The 20,372-nt window shown below is 46.9% G+C and carries 19 protein-coding genes; all 19 read right to left on the reverse strand.

Annotated features, from left to right (window positions below):
* Positions 1-115: 115 nt before the first annotated feature.
* The 19 genes from ACUUHJ_RS18620 to ACUUHJ_RS18710 all read right to left on the reverse strand — a co-directional run bounded on the left by ACUUHJ_RS18620 (position 116) and on the right by ACUUHJ_RS18710 (position 20,370).
* Positions 116-4,420, reverse strand: a complete 4,305-nt coding sequence (locus ACUUHJ_RS18620; RefSeq protein WP_472299603.1) for a PolC-type DNA polymerase III — start codon at positions 4,418-4,420, stop codon at positions 116-118.
* 116 nt (positions 4,421-4,536) lie between these two features.
* Positions 4,537-6,282, reverse strand: coding sequence for a proline--tRNA ligase (locus ACUUHJ_RS18625; RefSeq protein WP_472301219.1), 1,746 nt, complete (start codon positions 6,280-6,282; stop codon positions 4,537-4,539).
* A 43-nt stretch (positions 6,283-6,325) separates the two neighbouring features.
* Positions 6,326-7,408 (reverse strand): flavodoxin-dependent (E)-4-hydroxy-3-methylbut-2-enyl-diphosphate synthase, encoded by a 1,083-nt coding sequence (ispG, locus tag ACUUHJ_RS18630; RefSeq protein WP_015891719.1) that lies wholly within the window; start codon positions 7,406-7,408, stop codon positions 6,326-6,328.
* A 55-nt stretch (positions 7,409-7,463) separates the two neighbouring features.
* A complete protein-coding gene (rseP, locus tag ACUUHJ_RS18635; protein ID WP_472299604.1) occupies positions 7,464-8,729 on the reverse strand; it encodes an RIP metalloprotease RseP in 1,266 nt (421 codons plus the stop codon).
* 43 nt (positions 8,730-8,772) lie between these two features.
* Positions 8,773-9,921: a 1-deoxy-D-xylulose-5-phosphate reductoisomerase gene (locus ACUUHJ_RS18640; RefSeq protein ID WP_472299605.1), complete on the reverse strand. Its 1,149-nt coding sequence runs from the start codon at positions 9,919-9,921 to the stop codon at positions 8,773-8,775.
* Positions 9,922-9,961: 40 nt separating this feature from the next.
* Positions 9,962-10,747, reverse strand: a complete 786-nt coding sequence (locus ACUUHJ_RS18645; protein ID WP_472299606.1) for a phosphatidate cytidylyltransferase — start codon at positions 10,745-10,747, stop codon at positions 9,962-9,964.
* Positions 10,748-10,764: 17 nt separating this feature from the next.
* Positions 10,765-11,535, reverse strand: coding sequence for an isoprenyl transferase (locus ACUUHJ_RS18650; protein WP_047067869.1), 771 nt, complete (start codon positions 11,533-11,535; stop codon positions 10,765-10,767).
* Positions 11,536-11,601: 66 nt separating this feature from the next.
* A complete protein-coding gene (gene frr / locus ACUUHJ_RS18655; RefSeq protein WP_015891724.1) occupies positions 11,602-12,159 on the reverse strand; it encodes a ribosome recycling factor in 558 nt (185 codons plus the stop codon).
* Positions 12,160-12,161: 2 nt separating this feature from the next.
* On the reverse strand, positions 12,162-12,884 hold the full coding sequence (gene pyrH / locus ACUUHJ_RS18660; protein ID WP_007719254.1) for a UMP kinase: 723 nt from the start codon (positions 12,882-12,884) through the stop codon (positions 12,162-12,164).
* 160 nt (positions 12,885-13,044) lie between these two features.
* Entirely contained in the window at positions 13,045-13,932 is an 888-nt protein-coding gene (tsf, locus tag ACUUHJ_RS18665; RefSeq protein WP_016743341.1) for a translation elongation factor Ts, read from the reverse strand.
* A 137-nt stretch (positions 13,933-14,069) separates the two neighbouring features.
* Positions 14,070-14,780: a 30S ribosomal protein S2 gene (rpsB, locus tag ACUUHJ_RS18670; protein ID WP_015891726.1), complete on the reverse strand. Its 711-nt coding sequence runs from the start codon at positions 14,778-14,780 to the stop codon at positions 14,070-14,072.
* A gap of 246 nt (positions 14,781-15,026) precedes the next feature.
* A complete protein-coding gene (locus tag ACUUHJ_RS18675) occupies positions 15,027-15,722 on the reverse strand; it encodes a DNA polymerase III subunit gamma/tau (protein ID WP_472299607.1) in 696 nt (231 codons plus the stop codon).
* Complete coding sequence (locus ACUUHJ_RS18680; RefSeq protein ID WP_472299608.1) at positions 15,697-16,212, reverse strand: DUF6115 domain-containing protein; 516 nt, start codon at positions 16,210-16,212, stop codon at positions 15,697-15,699. Before ACUUHJ_RS18680 ends, ACUUHJ_RS18675 begins: the two co-directional genes overlap by 26 nt.
* Positions 16,213-16,244: 32 nt before the next feature.
* Positions 16,245-16,583 carry a hypothetical protein gene (locus ACUUHJ_RS18685; RefSeq protein ID WP_015891730.1) on the reverse strand — a complete coding sequence of 113 codons (339 nt, stop codon included), beginning with the start codon at positions 16,581-16,583 and terminating at the stop codon, positions 16,245-16,247.
* A 46-nt stretch (positions 16,584-16,629) separates the two neighbouring features.
* A complete protein-coding gene (locus ACUUHJ_RS18690) occupies positions 16,630-18,048 on the reverse strand; it encodes a DUF342 domain-containing protein (protein ID WP_289673436.1) in 1,419 nt (472 codons plus the stop codon).
* Between the two features lie 31 nt (positions 18,049-18,079).
* A complete protein-coding gene (locus ACUUHJ_RS18695) occupies positions 18,080-18,868 on the reverse strand; it encodes a FliA/WhiG family RNA polymerase sigma factor (RefSeq protein WP_173624780.1) in 789 nt (262 codons plus the stop codon).
* A gap of 16 nt (positions 18,869-18,884) precedes the next feature.
* Positions 18,885-19,268: a hypothetical protein gene (locus tag ACUUHJ_RS18700; protein WP_289673437.1), complete on the reverse strand. Its 384-nt coding sequence runs from the start codon at positions 19,266-19,268 to the stop codon at positions 18,885-18,887.
* A gap of 3 nt (positions 19,269-19,271) precedes the next feature.
* A complete protein-coding gene (locus ACUUHJ_RS18705) occupies positions 19,272-19,757 on the reverse strand; it encodes a chemotaxis protein CheD (RefSeq protein WP_015891734.1) in 486 nt (161 codons plus the stop codon).
* The gene (locus ACUUHJ_RS18710; protein ID WP_015891735.1) at positions 19,744-20,370 is read right to left on the reverse strand and encodes a chemotaxis protein CheC; all 627 of its coding nucleotides are present in this window, start codon (positions 20,368-20,370) and stop codon (positions 19,744-19,746) included. The genes ACUUHJ_RS18705 and ACUUHJ_RS18710 overlap by 14 nt, the downstream gene beginning before the upstream one ends.
* Positions 20,371-20,372: the final 2 nt, after the last annotated feature.

The following is a 20,372-nucleotide window of genomic DNA, read 5'->3' on the forward strand; positions in this document are numbered from 1 at the left end:
GGGTTTCCCCACTCTCGATCAGCCATGCGTATAAAACCAGTATTTCCAAAAAAATTATAGCATAACAGCCCTTCGCTGACAACCTTTGGATGACTGTGAGCCTTGACTGCACGCCTTAGAACAAGGATAGCTGGTTGGATTCTGGCAATCCTTGCAACGCACCTTGCTCGTCCAAGAACTCCAAAATAGTCTTGGAGATGCGGGATCGGGATAGGAGGTCCTCCTTGGACAAAAACTCCCCTTGCTCTCTCGCTTGCACGATGCTGATCGCTGCGTTCGTCCCTAAACCAGGCAGGGCGTTGAATGGAGCGATGAGGGAGTCACCTTCGATCAAGAAGCGAGTAGCGTCCGATTTGTACAAATCAACATTGGCAAAGCGGAAGCCCCGCTCTATCATTTCCAACGCCATCTCCAAAACAGTCAGCAATGCCTTTTCTTTTGGCTGTGCATCATGTCCCTTGCCCTCGATCTCTTCAATCTTTTGCTTGATTGCCGCTGAGCCTTTGACCATCAGCGGAATGTCAAAGTCATCTGCGCGAACAGTGAAGTATGTCGCGTAAAACTCCAGTGGTCGATGGACCTTGAAATAAGCGATCCGTACAGCCATCATGACGTAGGCAGTCGCATGCGCCTTCGGGAACATGTACTTGATCCGCTGGCACGACTGTATATACCATTCCGGCACATTGTTATTGCGCATTTCTTCCTGATCGTCCTCAGGAACCCCTTTACCTTTACGCACGGACTCCATGATCTTAAAGGCACGAGATGGCTCTAGCCCTTTATAGATCAAATACACCATGATATCGTCACGACAACCAATTACGTCAGGCAGCTTGCAAGTACCATTGCGGATCAAGTCCTGCGCGTTGTTCAACCAAACGTCCGTACCGTGAGAGAGTCCAGAAATCTGGACGAGCTCGGCAAACGTAGTCGGTTTGGTGTCCTCTAGCATCTGTCGTACGAATTTGGTTCCGAACTCTGGAATTCCCAATGTTCCCATGTTCGTACCGATTTGCTCCGGTGAAACCCCCAAGGCTTCCGTCGAACTGAAGATGGACATTGTCTTTTTATCATCCAGTGGAATCGTCTTCGGGTCCATTCCCGTCAAGTCTTGCAGCATACGAATGACGGTTGGATCGTCGTGTCCCAGAATATCGAGTTTTAGCAAGTTATCATGGATGGAGTGGAAATCAAAATGGGTTGTGCGCCATTCAGACTCATTATCATCAGCCGGGAACTGAATCGGACAAAAGTCCTCGATTTCCATGTAGTCAGGAACTACGATAATACCGCCCGGATGCTGCCCTGTCGTCCTTTTTACACCTGTGCAGCCGTTGACAATTCGGGATATCTCCGCATTGCGCAACGTCATGCCTCGTTCATCGGCATACTTGCGCACATAGCCATACGCTGTTTTTTCCGCAACCGTACCAATCGTTCCTGCACGATATACGTAGTCGGCTCCGAACAGCTCTTGTGTGTACTTGTGTGCACGCGGCTGATAATCACCAGAGAAGTTCAAGTCAATATCCGGTACCTTGTCTCCTTTAAATCCGAGGAACGTCTCGAACGGGATGTCCTGTCCATCCTTGGCATACATGGTTCCACATTGTGTACATGCTTTATCCTCCAAGTCAAAGCCAGAGGCGATTGAACCATCTGTAATAAACTCGCTGTGCTTGCAATTTGGGCAGCGATAATGAGGAGGCAATGGGTTTACCTCTGTAATCTCAGACATCGTTGCAACAAAAGACGAGCCTACAGATCCACGTGAACCTACCAGATAACCATCATTCAACGATTTCGTTACCAAACGCTGCGAAATCAAATAAATCACACCGAAACCGTGCTTGATGATACTGTTCAATTCTTTTTCCAAGCGATGCTCGACCAGTTCGGGCAATGGGTCACCATACAACGACCTTGCTTTGTCATAACACATTTGACGCAGCTCATCGTCTGCCCCTTCAATGATCGGCGTGTACAGCTTGTCTGGAATCGGACTGATATCTTCAATCATATCTGCGATGGCATTTGTGTTTGTCACGACAATTTCTTTTGCGGTCTCTTCTCCCAAAAAGGAGAACGCCTCCAGCATCTCATCCGTTGTATGAAAGTACAGCGGCGGCTGGTTGCCAGCGGTTGGATCCCCTTTTGACAGTAAGAAAACATCGCGGAAGATCTCATCCTGGGGATTCAGGAAGTGCACATCCCCTGTAGCTACGACCAGCTTACCGAGCTCTTTTCCCATTTGGACGATCTTTTCATGGTAGCCTTTCATCGTCTCCAGCGAAGGAATTTCTTCATTCCGCAACAGTGGTGAGTAATGAGCGATCGGCTGTACTTCTATAAAGTCGTAAAAAGCCGCAACTTCCTTCAATTCTTCAGGTGACTTACCACGGAGAATCGATTGCATGAGTTCTCCGTCTTTGCAGGCCGTACCAATTAACAAGCCTTCGCGGTATTTGGTCAGCTGGCTTCGCTGAATTCGTGGCCAACGGAAGAATGTTTCCACGTGGGAGCGACTTACGAGCTTGTACAGGTTTTTGAGGCCCTCTTTATTTTGCACGAGAATGGTCGCATGGAATGGGCGTCCACTTTTATAGTCGGCCTCTTCGTTACTTTTTTCATTCAGCTCTGCAAGCGATTTGATTTCCGCTTCTTTTATGTCCTTCAACATTTGCTGGAACACGTGAGCCAAGGCTACGGTATCGTCCAACGCACGGTGGGCATTGATGAGCTCGACGTTGAACTTTTTTGCTAATGATCCCAATCGATAATTGCGCATGCCTTTGTACATCAAGCGTGCCAAAGGCAGCGTATCTAAAAATGGATTGGTCCATGGCTCCATGCCAATCCGTTTGGCGCAGGCGTTAATAAACGCTTTGTCAAACTCTGCATTATGTGCGACCAGAATGGCGTCACCAGTAAAATCCTTGAACTTGCGGAGCACCACATCTAGTGTCTCTTGCCCGCGGAGCATTTCGTTGGTAATCCCCGTAATCTCGGTTGTCTTTGGCCCAATTTGCAATTGCGGGTCAATCAGCTCCGTCCATTGGTCGACAATTTCTGCGCCTTTCATTTTGACAGCAGCGATCTCGATGATGGTATGCTCGGACGCGTTTAAACCCGTCGTCTCCGTATCAAACACGACGTACTCCGTATTTTCATCAATGGAAATATTATTGTCTGCTTGCAAGTTGTAAACGATATCGATACCATCCTCGACTACGTACGCTTCCATACCGAGAATGCATTTGATGTTGTTTTTTTGGGCGATGGAATACGCCTCTGGAAAAGCCTGTACGACACCATGGTCTGTAACAGCAATGGCTTTATGACCCCACTTGGCTGCCGTCGAGATCAGTGATTTTACAGATGCAACAGCATCTAGCGCACTCATCGGCGTATGGCAATGGAGCTCGACGCGTTTCTCTTCCGCTTGATCTTTCCGAATAACCTGCTCAATCTGGTTCAAATCATTGGCATTCATAACGAGATCGCGTACAAATGTGTCATGCTGTACACTTCCCCGCACTTTCACCCACATGCCGTCTTTTAGCAATTCGAGCATTTTCACATCTTCTTTATCGCGAGAGAACATCTTCACCGTGAGAGAATCCGTATAGTCAGAAATGTTGAACGTGAGCAAATGACGCCCACTACGGAGCTCTTTTACCTCTACGTTAAACACGGTTCCTTGGATGACAATACGGCGTTCCTCATCTTGAATCTCGCAAATCGGGATCGGCGCATCTTTGATTTCATAACCCATCATGAGCGTAGTGACAGCCTCAGCTTTATCAGACGATTTGCTCTCTTGTTGGACAGCCGTCATCACAACTTCGACGAGAGCACGTTCTTCTTCTTTACGTTGCTCCTCGAAGGCTTTATACGCGTCATCGCTTTCTTCCCCATGGAAAGAAAAACGCATCGAACAATCGGTAGCTTTCTGGAAAGCAGCCAAAAGCTCATTATCCGCCCGTTTTCGCTTGGCAACCTCAACGGACATCTCCGTTGGCAAGTACACCTTGACTTCCTGTTGGTCGACTTGCTTACGCGCTTGACGCATCGTAACTGCCAAGGAGTTCAGCGTTGGCTCCAGCCCAGCCAGCAAGACATCCCAATACTCTTCAACTACGTGATCAAGAGAAGGCTTTTGGTGATAGCGAAATCGAGTATCCACTTTGGCTAGATGTGAAAATGTATGCGTCAATCGCTTGGTAAAAGCAGCATAAACATCCGCAGGTATCATTCTCGGGAGCGCAAAGTGAAAAACCCATTCTTTGTTTTGCTTATACAACTCTAGCTTTTCAATCTGCGCATCTAGAAAAAATCGCTCCACCCATTCGTCAGGAACTTCCATTTGCTTGACCAATAGGGAGAAGCGATGTTTTTGCTCTTGTAAACGGTCCACGGTTTTCCCACCTTCCCCATAAGTGAGCGTTCAAACAAGAAAAAGAGGCACTCCCCTTTAATCTAGGGGAGTACCCCGTAAAAATTCGACAAAATCCTTCTTATTCCTGCATGCAACTAGTTTGCGAACAACGCAGCTCCGGTTTGGTCAACACGAGATAGGAGACCTTTCACTTCATCAACCAATTGACCCAGCTTTACATCATGTGTTTCTCCGTTTTTGCGGATACGCACTTCCACTGTTCCTTCTTGTGCCGCTTTATCGGAAACCGTAATACGCAGAGGCAATCCAATCAAATCGGCGTCTTTAAACTTCACACCAGCGCGCTCAGGACGATCGTCAAACAATACTTCGATGCCAGCCTTACGCAGTGCTTCGGTAATTTGTTCACTAGCTTGACGTTGCTCTTCTACTTTAACATTGACCGGAATCACATGCACATGGAAAGGGGCAACAGACACTGGCCAAATGATACCATTTTCATCATTGTTCTGCTCGATCACTGCCGCAATTGTACGAGATACACCGATTCCGTAGCAACCCATGATCATCGGTTGACTGCGTCCGTTTTCATCCAAGTACGTAGCACCCATCGCCGTAGAGTATTTCGTACCCAGCTTGAATACGTGACCGACTTCAACACCACGTGCAAACTTGATAACCCCACCTGTACGAGGGCACTCGTCACCTTCAGTAATGTTGCGCAAGTCAGCGTACTTCGAAACCGTGAAATCACGGCCAGCAACTACGTGAGTCAGATGATAGTCTGTTTCATTGGCACCGACAACACCATCATAAACATCTTGAACAAAATTGTCCGCGATGATTTCCACTTTTTCAGGATCAATGCCAACTGGTCCAACAAATCCTGCAGATGCTCCTGTTACAGAAACGATATCCGCTTCAGAAGCCAGTCCAACGATCGTCGCATCATACAAGTTTTTCAGCTTCACTTCATTGATCTCATGATCACCGCGCACCAGTACCATAACCAGTTTGTCGTCTACGCGATAAATGAGGCTCTTAATGATTTGTTTTGCTTCGATTTGCAGTGCTTGTACCAATTGATCGATCGTTTTAGTGCCAGGTGTATGCAATTTTTCTCGAGCTGGCGCTTCTGTTGCTGGCTTCGCAGATGGCTTGTACACGACTTCTGCCTTTTCCAAGTTGGCCGCATAATCGCCTTCTTCCGAATAAGCAATCGTGTCTTCCCCAATGTCGCACAACGCCATGAATTCGTAAGTGCCTTTTCCGCCGATTGCACCTGCATCCGCTTCTACTGCACGGAAGTTCAAGCCTACACGGGTAAAGATGTTTGTGTACGCATCGTACATCGCCTGGAAGTTGCGATCCAAGCCTTCTTGGGACGTATCAAAAGAGTAAGCATCCTTCATGATAAACTCGCGGCAACGAATCAAACCGAAGCGTGGACGCACTTCATCACGGAACTTGGTTTGAATTTGATAAAGGTTGATCGGGAGTTTCTTGTAAGAGTTAATCTCATCACGCACGAGACTCGTAATGACTTCTTCGTGGGTTGGACCCAAGGCAAAAGGACGATCATGACGATCACGCAGGCGAACGAGCTCGGGACCGTATACATCCCAGCGACCCGTTTGATGCCACAGCTCAGCTGGTTGCATCGCTGGCATCAACAGCTCTTGTCCCCCAGCATTGTTCATTTCTTCACGCACAATCGCTTGGATTTTGTGCAGGGAACGGAGCGCCAGTGGCAGGTACGTATAAATACCGGAAGCCAGTTGGCGGGCCATACCAGCGCGAAGCAGCAGCTTGTGGCTGGCAATCTCCGCGTCGGATGGCACTTCCCGCAGGGTAGGGATCAACATTTGACTTTGCTTCAACACGTGCGTGTCCTCCTTATGCCTTATCAGCAATCAACGTGCATTATCCTACAGTCGTAGGTTTTTGCTCGTTTACTATTTCGTTAATTTCTTTCATCAGTTCTTCAAACAACTCGGTTTCTTTTACTTTCCGAACAATTTCACCATTACGGAAAATCAAGCCCTCGCCATTTCCGCCGGCAACGCCTACATCTGCTTCACGAGCTTCACCAGGGCCATTTACCGCGCAGCCCATTACCGCTACTTTTAACGGTACTTTCAGCGTGGAAACGGCATCCTCTACTTTGGTTGCCAAGCCGATCAGGTCAATTGCGCATCGACCGCAAGATGGGCATGCAATCACCACTGGATCGTTGTTCACGATATCCAAGCTGCGAAGGATTTGTTTCGCTACTTTAATTTCTTCAACAGGATCAGCCGTCAGGGATACGCGAATCGTGTCACCGATGCCCATCGACAATACCGTTCCGATTCCAACTGAAGATTTAATGCTACCAGAGAACTGTGTACCTGCTTCTGTAACACCAACGTGCAGCGGATAGTTGCGTTTCTGTGCCATCAACGAATAGGTTTGAATCATCGTTGGAACATCGGAAGACTTCAAGGAAATAACAATGTTGTCGTAGTTCAGGTCTTCCAAAATTTGCACGTGGTCCATCGCGCTTTCTACGATTGCTTCCGGAGAAGGGTAACCGTATTTATCCAAAAGTCTTTTCTCGACAGAACCGGAGTTGACCCCGATACGGATCGGAACATTGCGCTCACGGCATGCTTCCACTACGCGTTGTGTTTTTTCTTTCGAACCGATGTTTCCTGGGTTGATCCGAATTTTATCAATCCCGCTCTCCAGTGCAATCAATGCCAGCTTGTGGTCGAAATGAATGTCGGCAACAAGCGGCAATGGGGAGCGTTCTTTAATTTTTTTGATGGCACGTGCTGCATCTTCATTGATGACGGCCAAGCGAACAATTTGGCAACCGACATCGTGGAGTCTCTGAATTTCGGCCAGAGTTTTTTCTACATCACGTGTGTCTGCTGTCGTCATCGACTGGATGACTACGCTTTTTTGGCCCCCGATTTGCACTCCACCTACAAAAACCGGTTTCGTCTCCTCGCGCTTGAACATTTTGCACCATCCTTTAACGTATGTCTGTTTTTCTTTCTATCGTGTTAGTACGTGATTAGGAGAACAATCGTTGCAGATCATTCCAAGTCACTACCAAAATCAGCAACATCAAAAAAGCAAAGCCCAAGAAATGAACCATTCCTTCTTTATGCGGGTCAACAGGTCGACCGCGCAGCGCCTCTACTCCCAAGAATGCGAGACGTCCGCCATCCAAGGCTGGCAGTGGCAACAGATTGAACAACCCAAGGTTAATGCTCAATACAGCAGCCCATTTCAACAGAATCGCCATACCTTGTTGCGCAACCTCTCCAGTCATCTTGAAAATACCGACTGGACCGCTCAAGTCCTTCAATCCGTATTCCCCGGTTACGAGCATTCCCAAGCTTTTCAGGATCATTACCGTAAAATCGTAAGTGTTGGTTGCACCGGATTTCAGAACTTCCCCTGGAGCAAACGTGGTTGCATTAGTTACCATGATTTTACCCACGTTGTTCTCGTCTTTCCCTACTTTAACTGGCATAGTCATACGCTGGCCATTGCGCTCGTACTCAAATGTTAATTGTTGATCCGGCGCTTTGCTAATCTTCTCTACAACGTCTTTCCACGAGGATACGGGCTGACCTTGAATCGCGATCACCTTATCACCTGGCAATAGTCCAGCTTGAGCAGCAGGTCCACCCGGGATCACATTCCCCAGAATGCTGCCATTCGGCACGCCGTACAAGAAGCCGATCACGATAAACAAGACAAATGCCAGCAAAAAGTTGGCTGCAGGTCCTGCAAAAATCGCCCAAAAACGTTGTGAAACTGTCTTGCCTTTGAACTGTCTGTTCAGAGGGGCAATCTGTACTTCTTGTCCATCCTTGACTAGCTGAGCCTGTGGATGAACAGCAAACGTCTTCTGCTCTCCGTCCAGTTCCAGTACGATATTTAAATTTTGCTCCAAATCAAATTGTACCACTGTACCAGTAATCGCACGAGCAGAACCAGAACTTGGCCCATCGAGCAAAATATGTGTGACCTTTCCTAACGCATCCCGCTCCACGGTAACTTCCATGTGCGGTTTTAACATATCCATCTCCGGGTCTTCTCCCGCCATACGAACGAGACCACCGATGGGTAACAGGCGTAAGGTGTATTCCGTTTCTCCCCGCTTCACGCGAAAAATTTTTGGCCCCATTCCCAGTGCAAATTCACGACATAAGATTCCTGCCTTCTTGGCCAGAAGGAAGTGTCCTAGTTCGTGCACAAAGACAAGTACCCCAAATACAACGACAATCGCGAGAATTGATTCAACGGAATCCAGGTTGGGCAAAGGCAAGTGAACAGCCACCTTTCTGTCAAGTATCTAACACTCATATTCCTTAGATGGAGACTAGCGCATAAGAGCGTGCCCATTCATCCGCTGCAAAAATATCTGCAAGCTCTGGACTCGCTACACCAGGGTGAGCTTCGCATGTTTTTCGGACGACCTTTTCGATGTCTAAAAAACGGATCGCTCCCTTCAAGAACATATCAACTGCGACCTCATTGGCTGCATTCAGTACTGCAGTATGCGTACCTCCTGCCATGCCGCACTCATACGCTAATTTTAACAGAGGATAACGCTCATAATCCATGGCTGCAAAATGAAGCGTGGCGATCTTGACCAAATCAAGTGGTTCCGTAGGCAGTTCTTTTCTGATGGGATAGCTCATGGCGTACTGAATCGGAACCTTCATATCCGGTGTACCCAGTTGGGCCATGACCGCTCTGTCTTTGTATTCTACCATAGAGTGTATGATACTTTCATAATGCAATACGCATTCAATCTGCTCATAAGGTAGATCAAACAGCCAATGAGCCTCGATTACTTCAAAACCTTTGTTCATCATGGTAGCAGAATCGATGGTAATTTTGGCACCCATGCTCCAATTCGGATGAGCCAATGCCTGCTCTACCGTCACTTGCTCTAGATCCTCGCGTGAGAGGTGACGGAAGGAACCGCCTGATGCGGTCAAAATAATCTTTGCCACATCTTCCATACGTTCGCCTTGCAGACATTGGTAGACAGCTGAATGCTCGCTGTCTACTGGAATAATTGATACGCCTTTTTCTTTCGCTCGTTTCATGACGACAGGGCCAGCGCTCACCAGTGTCTCTTTGTTGGCCAGTCCAATTGTTTTTCCCGCCTCAATCGCCGCCAGTGTAGGTGCGACCCCTACACTGCCGACAACAGCGGTCATAACGAAATTGGCAGCTTCATGACGGGCAACCAGTTCCAATCCTTCCGCCCCGTAAACGATTTCTGGTTGAGACTTGCCCGCCAATCTATCTCGCAGTTCAACGGCAGCCTTCTCATTTCCTACAGAAACGAGCTCGGGCTTGAATGTTTCCACCTGGAGTGTCAATAGATCGATGTTTGTTCCAGCAGCCATAGCCACCACCGAATAATCCTCAGGATGCTGGCCTACGACTTCAAGTGTGCTCGTTCCAACTGACCCCGTTGAACCTAAGAGCGCTATTTTTTTCACGGATTTCACCCTCTATATCTCTTTCTATATGCAAAAGGTTTTAGACAATACCTAATAGATGTAGAACCGGAAAGACGAGCAAAAAACTATCAAAGCGATCCAAAACGCCCCCATGACCTGGGATCAGCTGCCCCGAATCTTTTACATGGAAATGTCTCTTGAAAGCCGACTCAACCAAATCACCTAATTGCCCGACGATCCCCGCAACAAGTGCGATGGTCAAAGCCTGATCAATCGCAAAATGTCCAAAGCTTACATTGATGGAAAGAATAATCAAGACAGAAGCGACGAGACCGCCTAAGGCCCCTTCCACCGTCTTGTTTGGACTTATTTCTGGCCACAGTTTACGTTTACCTATTGCTTTTCCGACAAAATAGGCACCCGAATCAGTCGACCAGATTCCCATAATGACCATGACCGTAAGCATGAATCCCTCAGGTAGGTTTCGGGTAGCGGCCATATAAGTAAAACCGTAGCCTATGTATAACGCCCCCACCAACGTAAGGGCGACGTGTTCAATGTGAAACTGATTTTTCCGTAAAACGGAGTAAATCAACAACAGCAGGATGACGGGCAGCATCAGATCCGGCATGCTGATACTGAGCCAATCCGAAAATAATAGAGACGGCCACAAAATGCTTAACATCAATACATATCCGAGCAATCCTGCCAAATAAAATGACTGAATGCCAGCCATTCTCATAAATTCAAAATAGCCAATGACAGCCAGTAAAAACACCAATAGTGAGTACCAAACTCCACCAGCATACATCAATAATAGAAATGCAGCCCCACCAATCAGGCCTGTAATTATACGTTGCTTCAACTGATTCCACCTCTCGGCTATACCGCCCCGTAGCGACGAGCTCGGCCTTGGTATTCCACGATTGCTTGATAAAAATGTTCACGGGTAAAATCAGGCCATAGCACGTCCGTAAACCATAATTCTGTATATGCTAATTGCCACAGCATAAAGTTACTCAAGCGAATCTCTCCACTTGTACGAATCAAGAGGTCTGGATCGGGAATTTCGCTTGTGTACAGGTAGCTCGATATCAATTCCTCAGTCAGTTGTTCTGGTTGAAGCTCGCCTGCTTTTACTTGTGCTGCCATCACTGAAAATGCTTTTGCAAGTTCATCTCGCCCGCCGTAATTCAGGGCAAAATTCAATTGCAAACCGCTATTGTCCTTCGTTCTCTCTTCTGCTTCCAGTAGCGCTTTCAACGTATGAGAAGGCAGCTCGTTTTTACTGCCTAGCATGCGTATGCGGACACCTCGTTCAATTAATTCATCCAATTCTGTCGACAAAAATTCCTGCGGAAGTTTCATGAGAAAATCCACTTCATCGCGTGGACGCTTCCAGTTTTCGGTAGAGAATGCGTACATCGTCATATAACGCACGCCAATCTCGTCAGCAGCCTTGACGACCTCTTTTACTGCTTTCATTCCTGCACGGTGCCCGGCAACCCGGGGTAAACTGCGCTTATTGGCCCAACGACCGTTACCATCCATAATAATCGCCACATGTTCCGGAATCTTACCGGAACGATCCAACTCGGCTGGCTCCGATTGCTTTTCTTTGCGGCCCCATTTGCGCGCCAGATGTTCTAACATAAAGTGTTCCCCCGTAATGAGAGATATAGACGTACATCCCCCTCAAACGAGGGGGATTACCATTACCTATACTTCCAAAATGTCTTTCTCTTTGTCCTTAACGATCTTGTCAACTTCGGCGATGAATTTATCCGTCGTTTTTTGAATGGTTTCTTGATGACGACGGGAATCGTCCTCAGAAATGGTAGCAGCTTTTTCCAGCTTTTTGATTTCATCGTTTGCATCACGACGGATGTTACGAATCGCTACCTTTGCTTCTTCTCCACCTTTTCCTGCCAGTTTCACGAGCTCTTTACGACGCTCTTCTGTGAGGGGAGGAATGATTAGGCGGATAATCACACCATCGTTGGATGGAGAAATTCCCAAATCCGATTGTTGCAGCGCACGGTCAATTTCTTTAAGCGCCGTTTTATCCCAAGGCTGGATTGTCAGCATACGTGGTTCTGGTACACTGATGTTTGCCAATTGGCTAATCGGCGTTGGAGTGCCGTAGTAGTCTACTGTAACACGATCCAGCATCGCTGGGTTCGCACGACCTGCACGCAGGCTGGACAGATCTCTTTTCAAAGCATTGATCGCTTTATTCATGCGATCTTCCATGTCATTTAGCACAGTTTGTGGCATAATTATTCCCCTTTCACTAGAGTACCGATTTTGTCGCCCATTACTGCCCGACGAATATTACCTTCTTCAGAAATGTTAAAGACGATCAACGGGATACTGTTATCCATGCACAAGCTGGACGCTGTTGAATCCATGACACCTAAACCTTTATTCAGCACTTCCAGGAATGTCAGCTGGTCGTACTTCTTAGCGTTCGGGTCAAGGCTTGGGTCTGCAGAGTATACACCGTCTACCTTGTTTTTCGCCATCAGGATCACTTCAGCTTCGATCTCAGCTGCACGCAGAGCAGCAGTCGTATCCGTTGAAAAGTAAGGGTTACCAGTACCGGCAGCGAAGATGACCACACGCATTTTTTCCAAATGACGAATGGCACGACGGCGTATGTATGGTTCTGCTACCTGTCTCATCTCAATCGAGGTTTGAACACGAGTCGGGACGTTCACTTTTTCTAACCCATCCTGCAAGGCGAGTGAGTTCATAATTGTGGCCAGCATCCCCATGTAATCGGCTGTTGCCCGATCCATTCCTTTTGAGCTGCCGGAAAGTCCGCGCCAGATGTTACCTCCTCCGACGACTACTGCGACTTGTACACCCAATTCTACGATTTCCTTGATCTGGTTAGCGACGGAGAAGATTACCTTTGGGTCAATTCCATACCCTAAGTCCCCCGCCAAAGCTTCCCCACTCAACTTTAACACAACCCGTTTATAGGCAGGAAGTGGCATGTGAAACGGCCTCCATTCATGAATCATTCTCTGTGCCCAGTCTTCATTCCTTCTCATCGGGAACAGGTACACACTTGCTATTTACATGCAGAAAGTTTCACACAAAGTGAAACTCTCGCTTTGAAAATAGGGAACACGAAGGTGTTCCCTATAACCTTTATTATTGCTTATTAACTTGAGCCATTACTTCAGCTGCGAAGTCTTCTTGTTTCTTCTCGATACCTTCGCCAACTTGGAAGCGAGCGAATTCTTTCAAGGTAGCACCTGCTTCTTTCAGAAGTACAGCTACTTTCTTGTCAGTATCTTTTACGAATGGTTGTTCAACCAGTACGTATTCTTCGAAGAATTTGGAGAGGCGGCCTTCTACCATTTTCTCAACGATGTTAGCAGGTTTGCCTTCAGCCAGTGCTTGGTTTTTCAGAACTTCACGCTCACGCTCGATCTCATCAGCGGAAACTTCATCACGGTTAGCAAAACGAGGGTTAGACGCTGCTGCGTGCATGCCCAGGTCGCGAGCCAGTGTTTCGTCTTGTGTACCTTCCAAAGTAACCAGAACGCCGATGCGGCCACCCATGTGCAGGTAAGCACCGAAAACGCCGTTGTCTGTTTTCTCGGAGAGTGCAAAACGACGGAAGGAGATGTTTTCTCCGATAGTCGCGATTTTCTCGTTGATTACATGACCCAAAGTCTCGCCAGCACCTTTGAAAGGTTGCTCCAGAGCTTCTTCAACAGATGCAGGACGTTGGGATACAACGTGCTCAGCGATGTCTTTCACAAGTGTTTGGAACTCAGGGTTTTTACCAACGAAGTCAGTTTCGCAGTTTACTTCTACAACTGCTGCTACGTTTCCAGCTACCGCTGTCGCAGTCAAACCTTCAGCTGCAATACGTCCGGATTTTTTCGCTGCTTTCGCTACACCGCGCTCACGGAGCAAGTCAATTGCTTTTTCCATGTCGCCTGCTGTTTCTTCCAGCGCGCGTTTGCAATCCATCATACCTGCGCCTGTACGCTCGCGCAGTTCTTTAACCGCTTGTGCACTAATTGCCATTGAGTGAAACCTCCTCGAAAAGTTACGATCCTATTATAATCGAAAAGCAAGTCACCTGTTAACCTCGGCGACGCTATTCAGCAAAAAAGGATGGACGGGGGTTCTGACACCCTCAGTCCACCCTTTAACACACATGCTTACGCAGTTGTTGTTGCTTGTTGCTCTGTACCTTGGTTTCCTTCCAGGAGAGCGTCTGCCATTTTAGCAGTGAGCAATTTCACAGCGCGAATTGCGTCATCGTTACCTGGGATCACATAATCGATTTCATCTGGATCGCAGTTAGTATCTACGATCGCTACGATTGGGATACCCAATTTACGAGCTTCTGCTACAGCGATGCGCTCTTTACGAGGATCGATGACAAACAGAGCGTCAGGCAGTTTATCCATGTGAGCGATACCGCCCAAGAATTTTTCCAGACGATCCATTTCTTTGCGCAGAACGATAACTTCTTTCTTAGGCAATACTGCAAAAGTACCATCGTTTTCCATACGCTTCAGCTCAGCCAAGCGAGCAGTACGTTTTTTGATGGTTGTGAAGTTTGTCAGAGTACCACCCAACCAACGTTGGTTGATGAAGTAGTGACCTGTGCGTTCTGCTTCTTCTTTAACGGATTCTTGTGCTTGTTTCTTCGTACCAACGAAGAGAATTTTTCCGCCGTCTTGAGCGAGTTCACGTACGAAGTTGTACGCTTCCTCTACTTTTTTAACGGTTTTTTGCAGGTCGATAATGTAGATTCCGTTACGTTCGGTGAAGATATAGCGAGCCATTTTCGGGTTCCAACGACGAGTTTGGTGACCGAAGTGTACACCAGCCTCGAGCAATTGTTTCATCGAAATTACTGCCATATTTCACACCTCCTTCAAAGATGGTTTTTGTGATGCGTACCTCCGCCTCACCGCATGTTCCAAGCAATTCTGCCATTGGCAGCACCGTTGCTGGAATTGGTGGACGTGCGATTTCAACACCGTAAATGAATATATCATATGAGAGTTTCAATTGCAACAAACGAATTCCATTTATTTCGTAAAAAAAGTTTTGCCCCTTCTTGGCTGACGACAAATGGACACATTTGGTTACATTGAAAAAACCGCCTATTTTTTAGGCGGCGTTGTTATCAACTTGACGATATCCGCTTCCTTAGCGGCGGTCGACACCTCATAGGTACCAACACGAATACGATTTAGCTTGTCGCTCGCTCGTAGCTGGGACACAAATTGATTTTCGGCAGGAAGGATTCCTTCCTTTACGAGAATCTGCGCTACATCCTCTGCAGTTGCTTTGTAAGGAACGGTGAAAGAAACCTTTTTATCTGCTACAGGTGCTTCCACTGTCGGAGCTTTAGGTGCCACCGTATTGGGTGACGTTGGTGTCTGCGTATTCGGTACGGTTGAAATAGCCTGGCCGTCCTTACCCACTGGATTTGTTGGCGGATTCACCTTTTGTTCCGATGAACCTCCAGGAGTCGTTGGCTGTACAGTTGGCGTTTGTGGTTGCTTTGTCACGGGCGTCGCTGTTTGACCTACCTTTGGCGTAACGGGCTCCTTAGGCACTCCAGGAGCTGGCTGTACGTTTACTTTCTTTTCTTCCTGCCACTGTTTGTATTCTTCTGCCGTTAATACGACCATTTTCAGCTCTTGTGCAGCTACCTTCATTTGATCTACAGACATGGCTGGGACTTGCGCAGTCTGCTTAGGCGCTATCAGTCCGATAATGGAGGTAGCCACAATTAGTCCTGCTCCAAATCCAAATAATAGCTCTTGTTTACGCATCGGCAAGACCTCGCTCATGCCTGTCAGCCAAGGAAAAGATCAAATCGATTTCCCCTCTGCCGGCACCGAGTCGTTTTGCGATCTCATCTCGAGACAAACCTTCTTTACTTAGTTCAAAGGCACGGCGATAACGTTCTCGCAAGGCCAGCATATCCACCTCTTCAACTTGAGGCGCTGGTTCTATCCTATTCGTATCCTTTGGAGCTTCTGGTTTGTGACTCGCACTCTTTAGCCATTGTTCTTCCATATTGTCTAAGCGTGTGCGCAAACCAGCGATATCCTCGAGAAGATCCGCTCTCATTTCCTGCCATTCTGCCGCAAGAAGATTGGTTTCTTGCTTTACCTGTTTTTGAAGACGCTGCACGCTTTTTTCGAGCTCGTCCTTGTCCGTCGTGCGTTGTGTCGGTAATGAGGAAAAGGAGTCAACAGGGTGCTTCTTATTAATAACAAAAGCAAGAAGCATGCTGATCATTCCTGCTCCAATCAGGATGGGATACACTACGTCCATGTTGTCCACCTTTATTTCTGGCTTGACTTCATTTATAAAGAAATATCTATAATCCGTCCACGCAATGGATCTCTCATGAGGTCAGCATTGGTAGATACACCTTCGCTCGATTCGGACAATTGGCTCCCAGTGGATTCTTTTTTGTCCTGATGCTCTTGCTGTCCCTGTTTTTTTTCTCGTTCGCGTATCTGGTTCTTTTGTGATTGCTCAAGATCGCTCGGGCGCTGGCGCATATGTTCATCCAGGTCTCTTCGCTGATCAATCATTGATTGTTGTTCATGCATGGTTCGTTGTTGCTGATGCTCCTGAATTCGGCTGACTTCTAACGTGCGTGGTATTGCCACCTGCAATTCAACCGCTTTCAAACTCATATGGCCACAACTCCCTTTTTCACACTAAGTACGCTTGCTTCATGGATCAGATAAGAGTTGCTGTACTAATTTCACCATCCATCACAAAAAAACGCGTTCTGGCATACTCGTGCTTGATAAAGTGCATCAACTTTCCAATCGTCATTTTAATTCCTGGATACATGACATGATATGCCTCAATGGCTGCGGGGCCTTCCCCTTTCAACTCAAGCTCAATATCATTTCTGCGTGCTTCCAGTTCCTTGCTTTCTTTTTCCAGAACCAAACGAGTATTGGTTAGCTTTACTTGCATGAGACGTTTGTCTGCTGGAAGTTCTTTGCTGGCTTGGAGGATCTGGTTAATAACCCCTAATCCTTGGTCAGTTTTGCGTAAATTTTCATACACATTTTGTAATTCCTTATGAATATTTGCCAGCTCTTGTCTTAATTCTGGTTTTACTCCCACTTCGAGTATCGTCGGAGTAGCGCTGCTGTTCCCAAATACTCGCGCCACAATCTTTTCCCCAGCTTGCAGCACGCCGCCAATAATGAAACCTTTTGAACCTTTGCAAATGATTTGCTTTCCGGCCCGTACGGTTGAGAACATAATGCTTTGTGAAACAATCACTTGATTGCCTGCCGTTACATTGGCGTTTTGGATAAAGGATGTTCGGATATCTTTCCCTGCGACAATTCTACCTTTGTCCTGAGCAACAATCCCGCTTTTGATTTCAATGGAGCCTTCCGCATACAACTCGGCCCCTTCTACACTGCCAAGTACGCGGATATCTCCAGATGACTTTACGCGAAAGCCATTCAATACGTTCCCGCGAATGACCACCGTTCCCACAAAATCAATATTGCCAACACCAAAATCAACATCGCCGTTTACTTCAAATACGGGAAAGACATTCATTTTTGCCTGTTCCGTAAAGGAGACTTGTCCGTCAATAGCGGCGTACAGCATCGTTCGCTCTTGGTTGAGAACAACATTTTTCCCAGGCTTTATGTTAATTTCCTTGCCTGCTTTGGGAGCGATGGGCTCTCCGGTAACTGCTGTGCCTGGTTGTCCCTGGGTTGCTGATATTTTACGTGCCAATAGTTGTCCTTTTGCCACATTGGGAATCGTCGTCACATTATAAAAATCAACCCGGCCATCCTCTAGCTCTTTTGGACCTTCGCCTTCATTAATAGTCGCCAAATAAGAGTACTCGATAGTCCCATCGGTGCCAGCCACAGGAGCAATCCCCTGAGCAACTTTTACTCTCGCGTTTGCATACTTTGCTGGTAAGGTACACAAGTTCTGAATTACATCATCGAGAATTCCATACTTAACATTGCTTGCTTGTAATGCTTTATATACATCTGTTTCCAAGACGACAATTTCGTCGACATCATGTTCGTCCACACGTAGAAGTACCTCAGCCTCCAATTTGTCAGCTGAAATTTTCGCTTCTATTTTATATTTCCCGATCCCTTCCATCATTCTACCCCTCTCAAGCTTGGGTAATTTCTTTTTACATCAATTGCGATTTCCATCTAGACAATGCAGAACGAAGTCGGAAAAGAGCTTTTGAATGCAACTGGGATATTCTTGAAGGTGACAAGCTCATGATTTCTGCAATTTCCGATAAGGTCATTTCTTCAAAATAAAACAAGGAGACAACCAAACGTTCCTTTTCAGGCAATTTGTCAATGACCGTTACAAGAACCTCTTTTAAGCTGGATACTTCCGCCACGTTATCAGGCCGTGGTGTGAGCTCGTCGATGATATACGAATGTCTTGCTGTTTTTTGTTCGTCTTCATCCCCTACTGCCTCATCAATAGAAACCATGCTAGCAAGAGAGGTTTCCAAGAAAACCTGTTGAAGCTCCTTTTTGCTTATTCCCAGATAATCAGATATTTCTTGATCGGTTGGCATTCGCAGCATTTGCTGTTCCAAGGTGGTGTACGCTTCTTCGATTTTTTTGGCCTTGTCTCGAACAGTACGAGGGATCCAGTCGTTCTCGCGTAGTCCATCGATCATCGCACCACGAATCCGCCACATGGCATACGTCTCAAACTGGAGACCCCGTGTATGATCGAATTTAGCCAAAGCGTCCAATAGGCCAAAACGACCATAACTAATCAAGTCATCCTTGTCCACATTGGCTGGCAGGTTAATTGCCAACCGATTTGCCACCTTATCTACTAGTGGCAAAAAACGTGTGATCAAGTCAACCTCCGCCTCGCGACTCCCCTCTTGTTTCCACATGACCCATTTATCGAACTCTTTTGCTTTCTCTTGACTGGTTAGCCGTGCCACGAATAGTCACCAACCTTTACTCATCTGATAAGCGCCTAACGACCTCTGCAACGGTGGCTGGATCCTCAGTTGGATGAATCCTATCCATCTTGTTGATTGAGAGTGGTGCAAATTCTTGATCTTCCTGTTCGAGTTGTTGTCCAATTTCCAGTACGACTCCACCTTCAGCTAGAGGAGAGCTTGTCCCCTCTAGCGCGTCCGTAACCATTGGTGGAGTAGATTGCTGTATAAATGTTGAAATCAGCCAACGAATTGGAAATGCAGCGAGGAAGAATAGGACAAATGCAATACCTGCCCTCTCCAGAGATACGAGCCAGACATTACTAGCCACAGCCGTACCCAGCGTTACAAGAAATGCGAGCATCCCTAATCCAAAATTAATCCAAATGGTTCCTAACATTTGTTATACTTCCTTCACACCTTGATTTACGGTCCTGATTTGAAGAATGCCGTTTGTGGCATCTAACTCTATTGTCCGACCGCAGTTTCCCCCTGTATCTTCTGCCACGATCTTTATATGAGCATCCTTCAATGCAAGTTTGCACGCCTCTACATTCCGAGGCCCAATCCGCATGGTGTCATTATTCCCTAAAAATGCGAACATTTGTGCACCACCAGCCAATTTCGCAACTGTGTGTCTGGTCTCCGCACCAGCCTTCACCATCAACTGAATCAGATGAGGGATTGCTGTATCCGCATACTTGCCTATCGTTAACTCCCCGCCTTTAGCCAAAGACGATTCAGGGAGCATAACATGTGCCATACCTGCAATTTTATGGATATGATCGTAGAGCACTACCCCTACGCAAGAACCTAAACCGGTAGTACGTAGCTTGCTCGGCGGCTTTGCCACACCGAGATCAGCCATCCCTATCTTAATAATCTCCATCGAACGGAACCCCTAATGAACGAAATAGTATTGGGAGCGATTCAGGATCAGGAATTAAGAAAAAGTTCCCTTTTACTTGATCATTGCCTTCGAAAAAAGCGGTGTCAATCGTGAGGGCAAAGTCACCCGCTTGACCCAACGCTATTAATCCGTAACTTAGAATAGCTCCAGCCATATCCACAGCGAGTGCAGGTACGGACGGCTGTAAATTTAAGCGTGTAAAATCAGCTAACGATGATAAATAAGAACCTGTTAAGATGTTGCCAATCTCATGCAGCGCCGAGATCTCCAACTCTTCCCACTCGTACACATCTTTATTAATTCCTGTAATTTGTTCGAGCAGGTGCTTGGCAGACTCCAAATCAAGGATAAAAAACATGTTACCTGGACAATCGCCTTCAACCCGGAGGAAGACGGTCACTACTACAGTTTCCGCTCCTCCTACAAAATCAGCCACTTCGTCGAAGGAGATAATCTTGACTTGTGGAACTTTCATATCGATTTCTTTTTGTATGAGCTTGGAGAGAGCCGTGGCAGCGTGACCAGCACCGATGTTCCCGATTTCCCGTAAAACGTCAAATTGGAAATCCCCAAACTTCGTAAAATCGCCCATTT

Source organism: Brevibacillus schisleri (assembly GCF_055685845.1).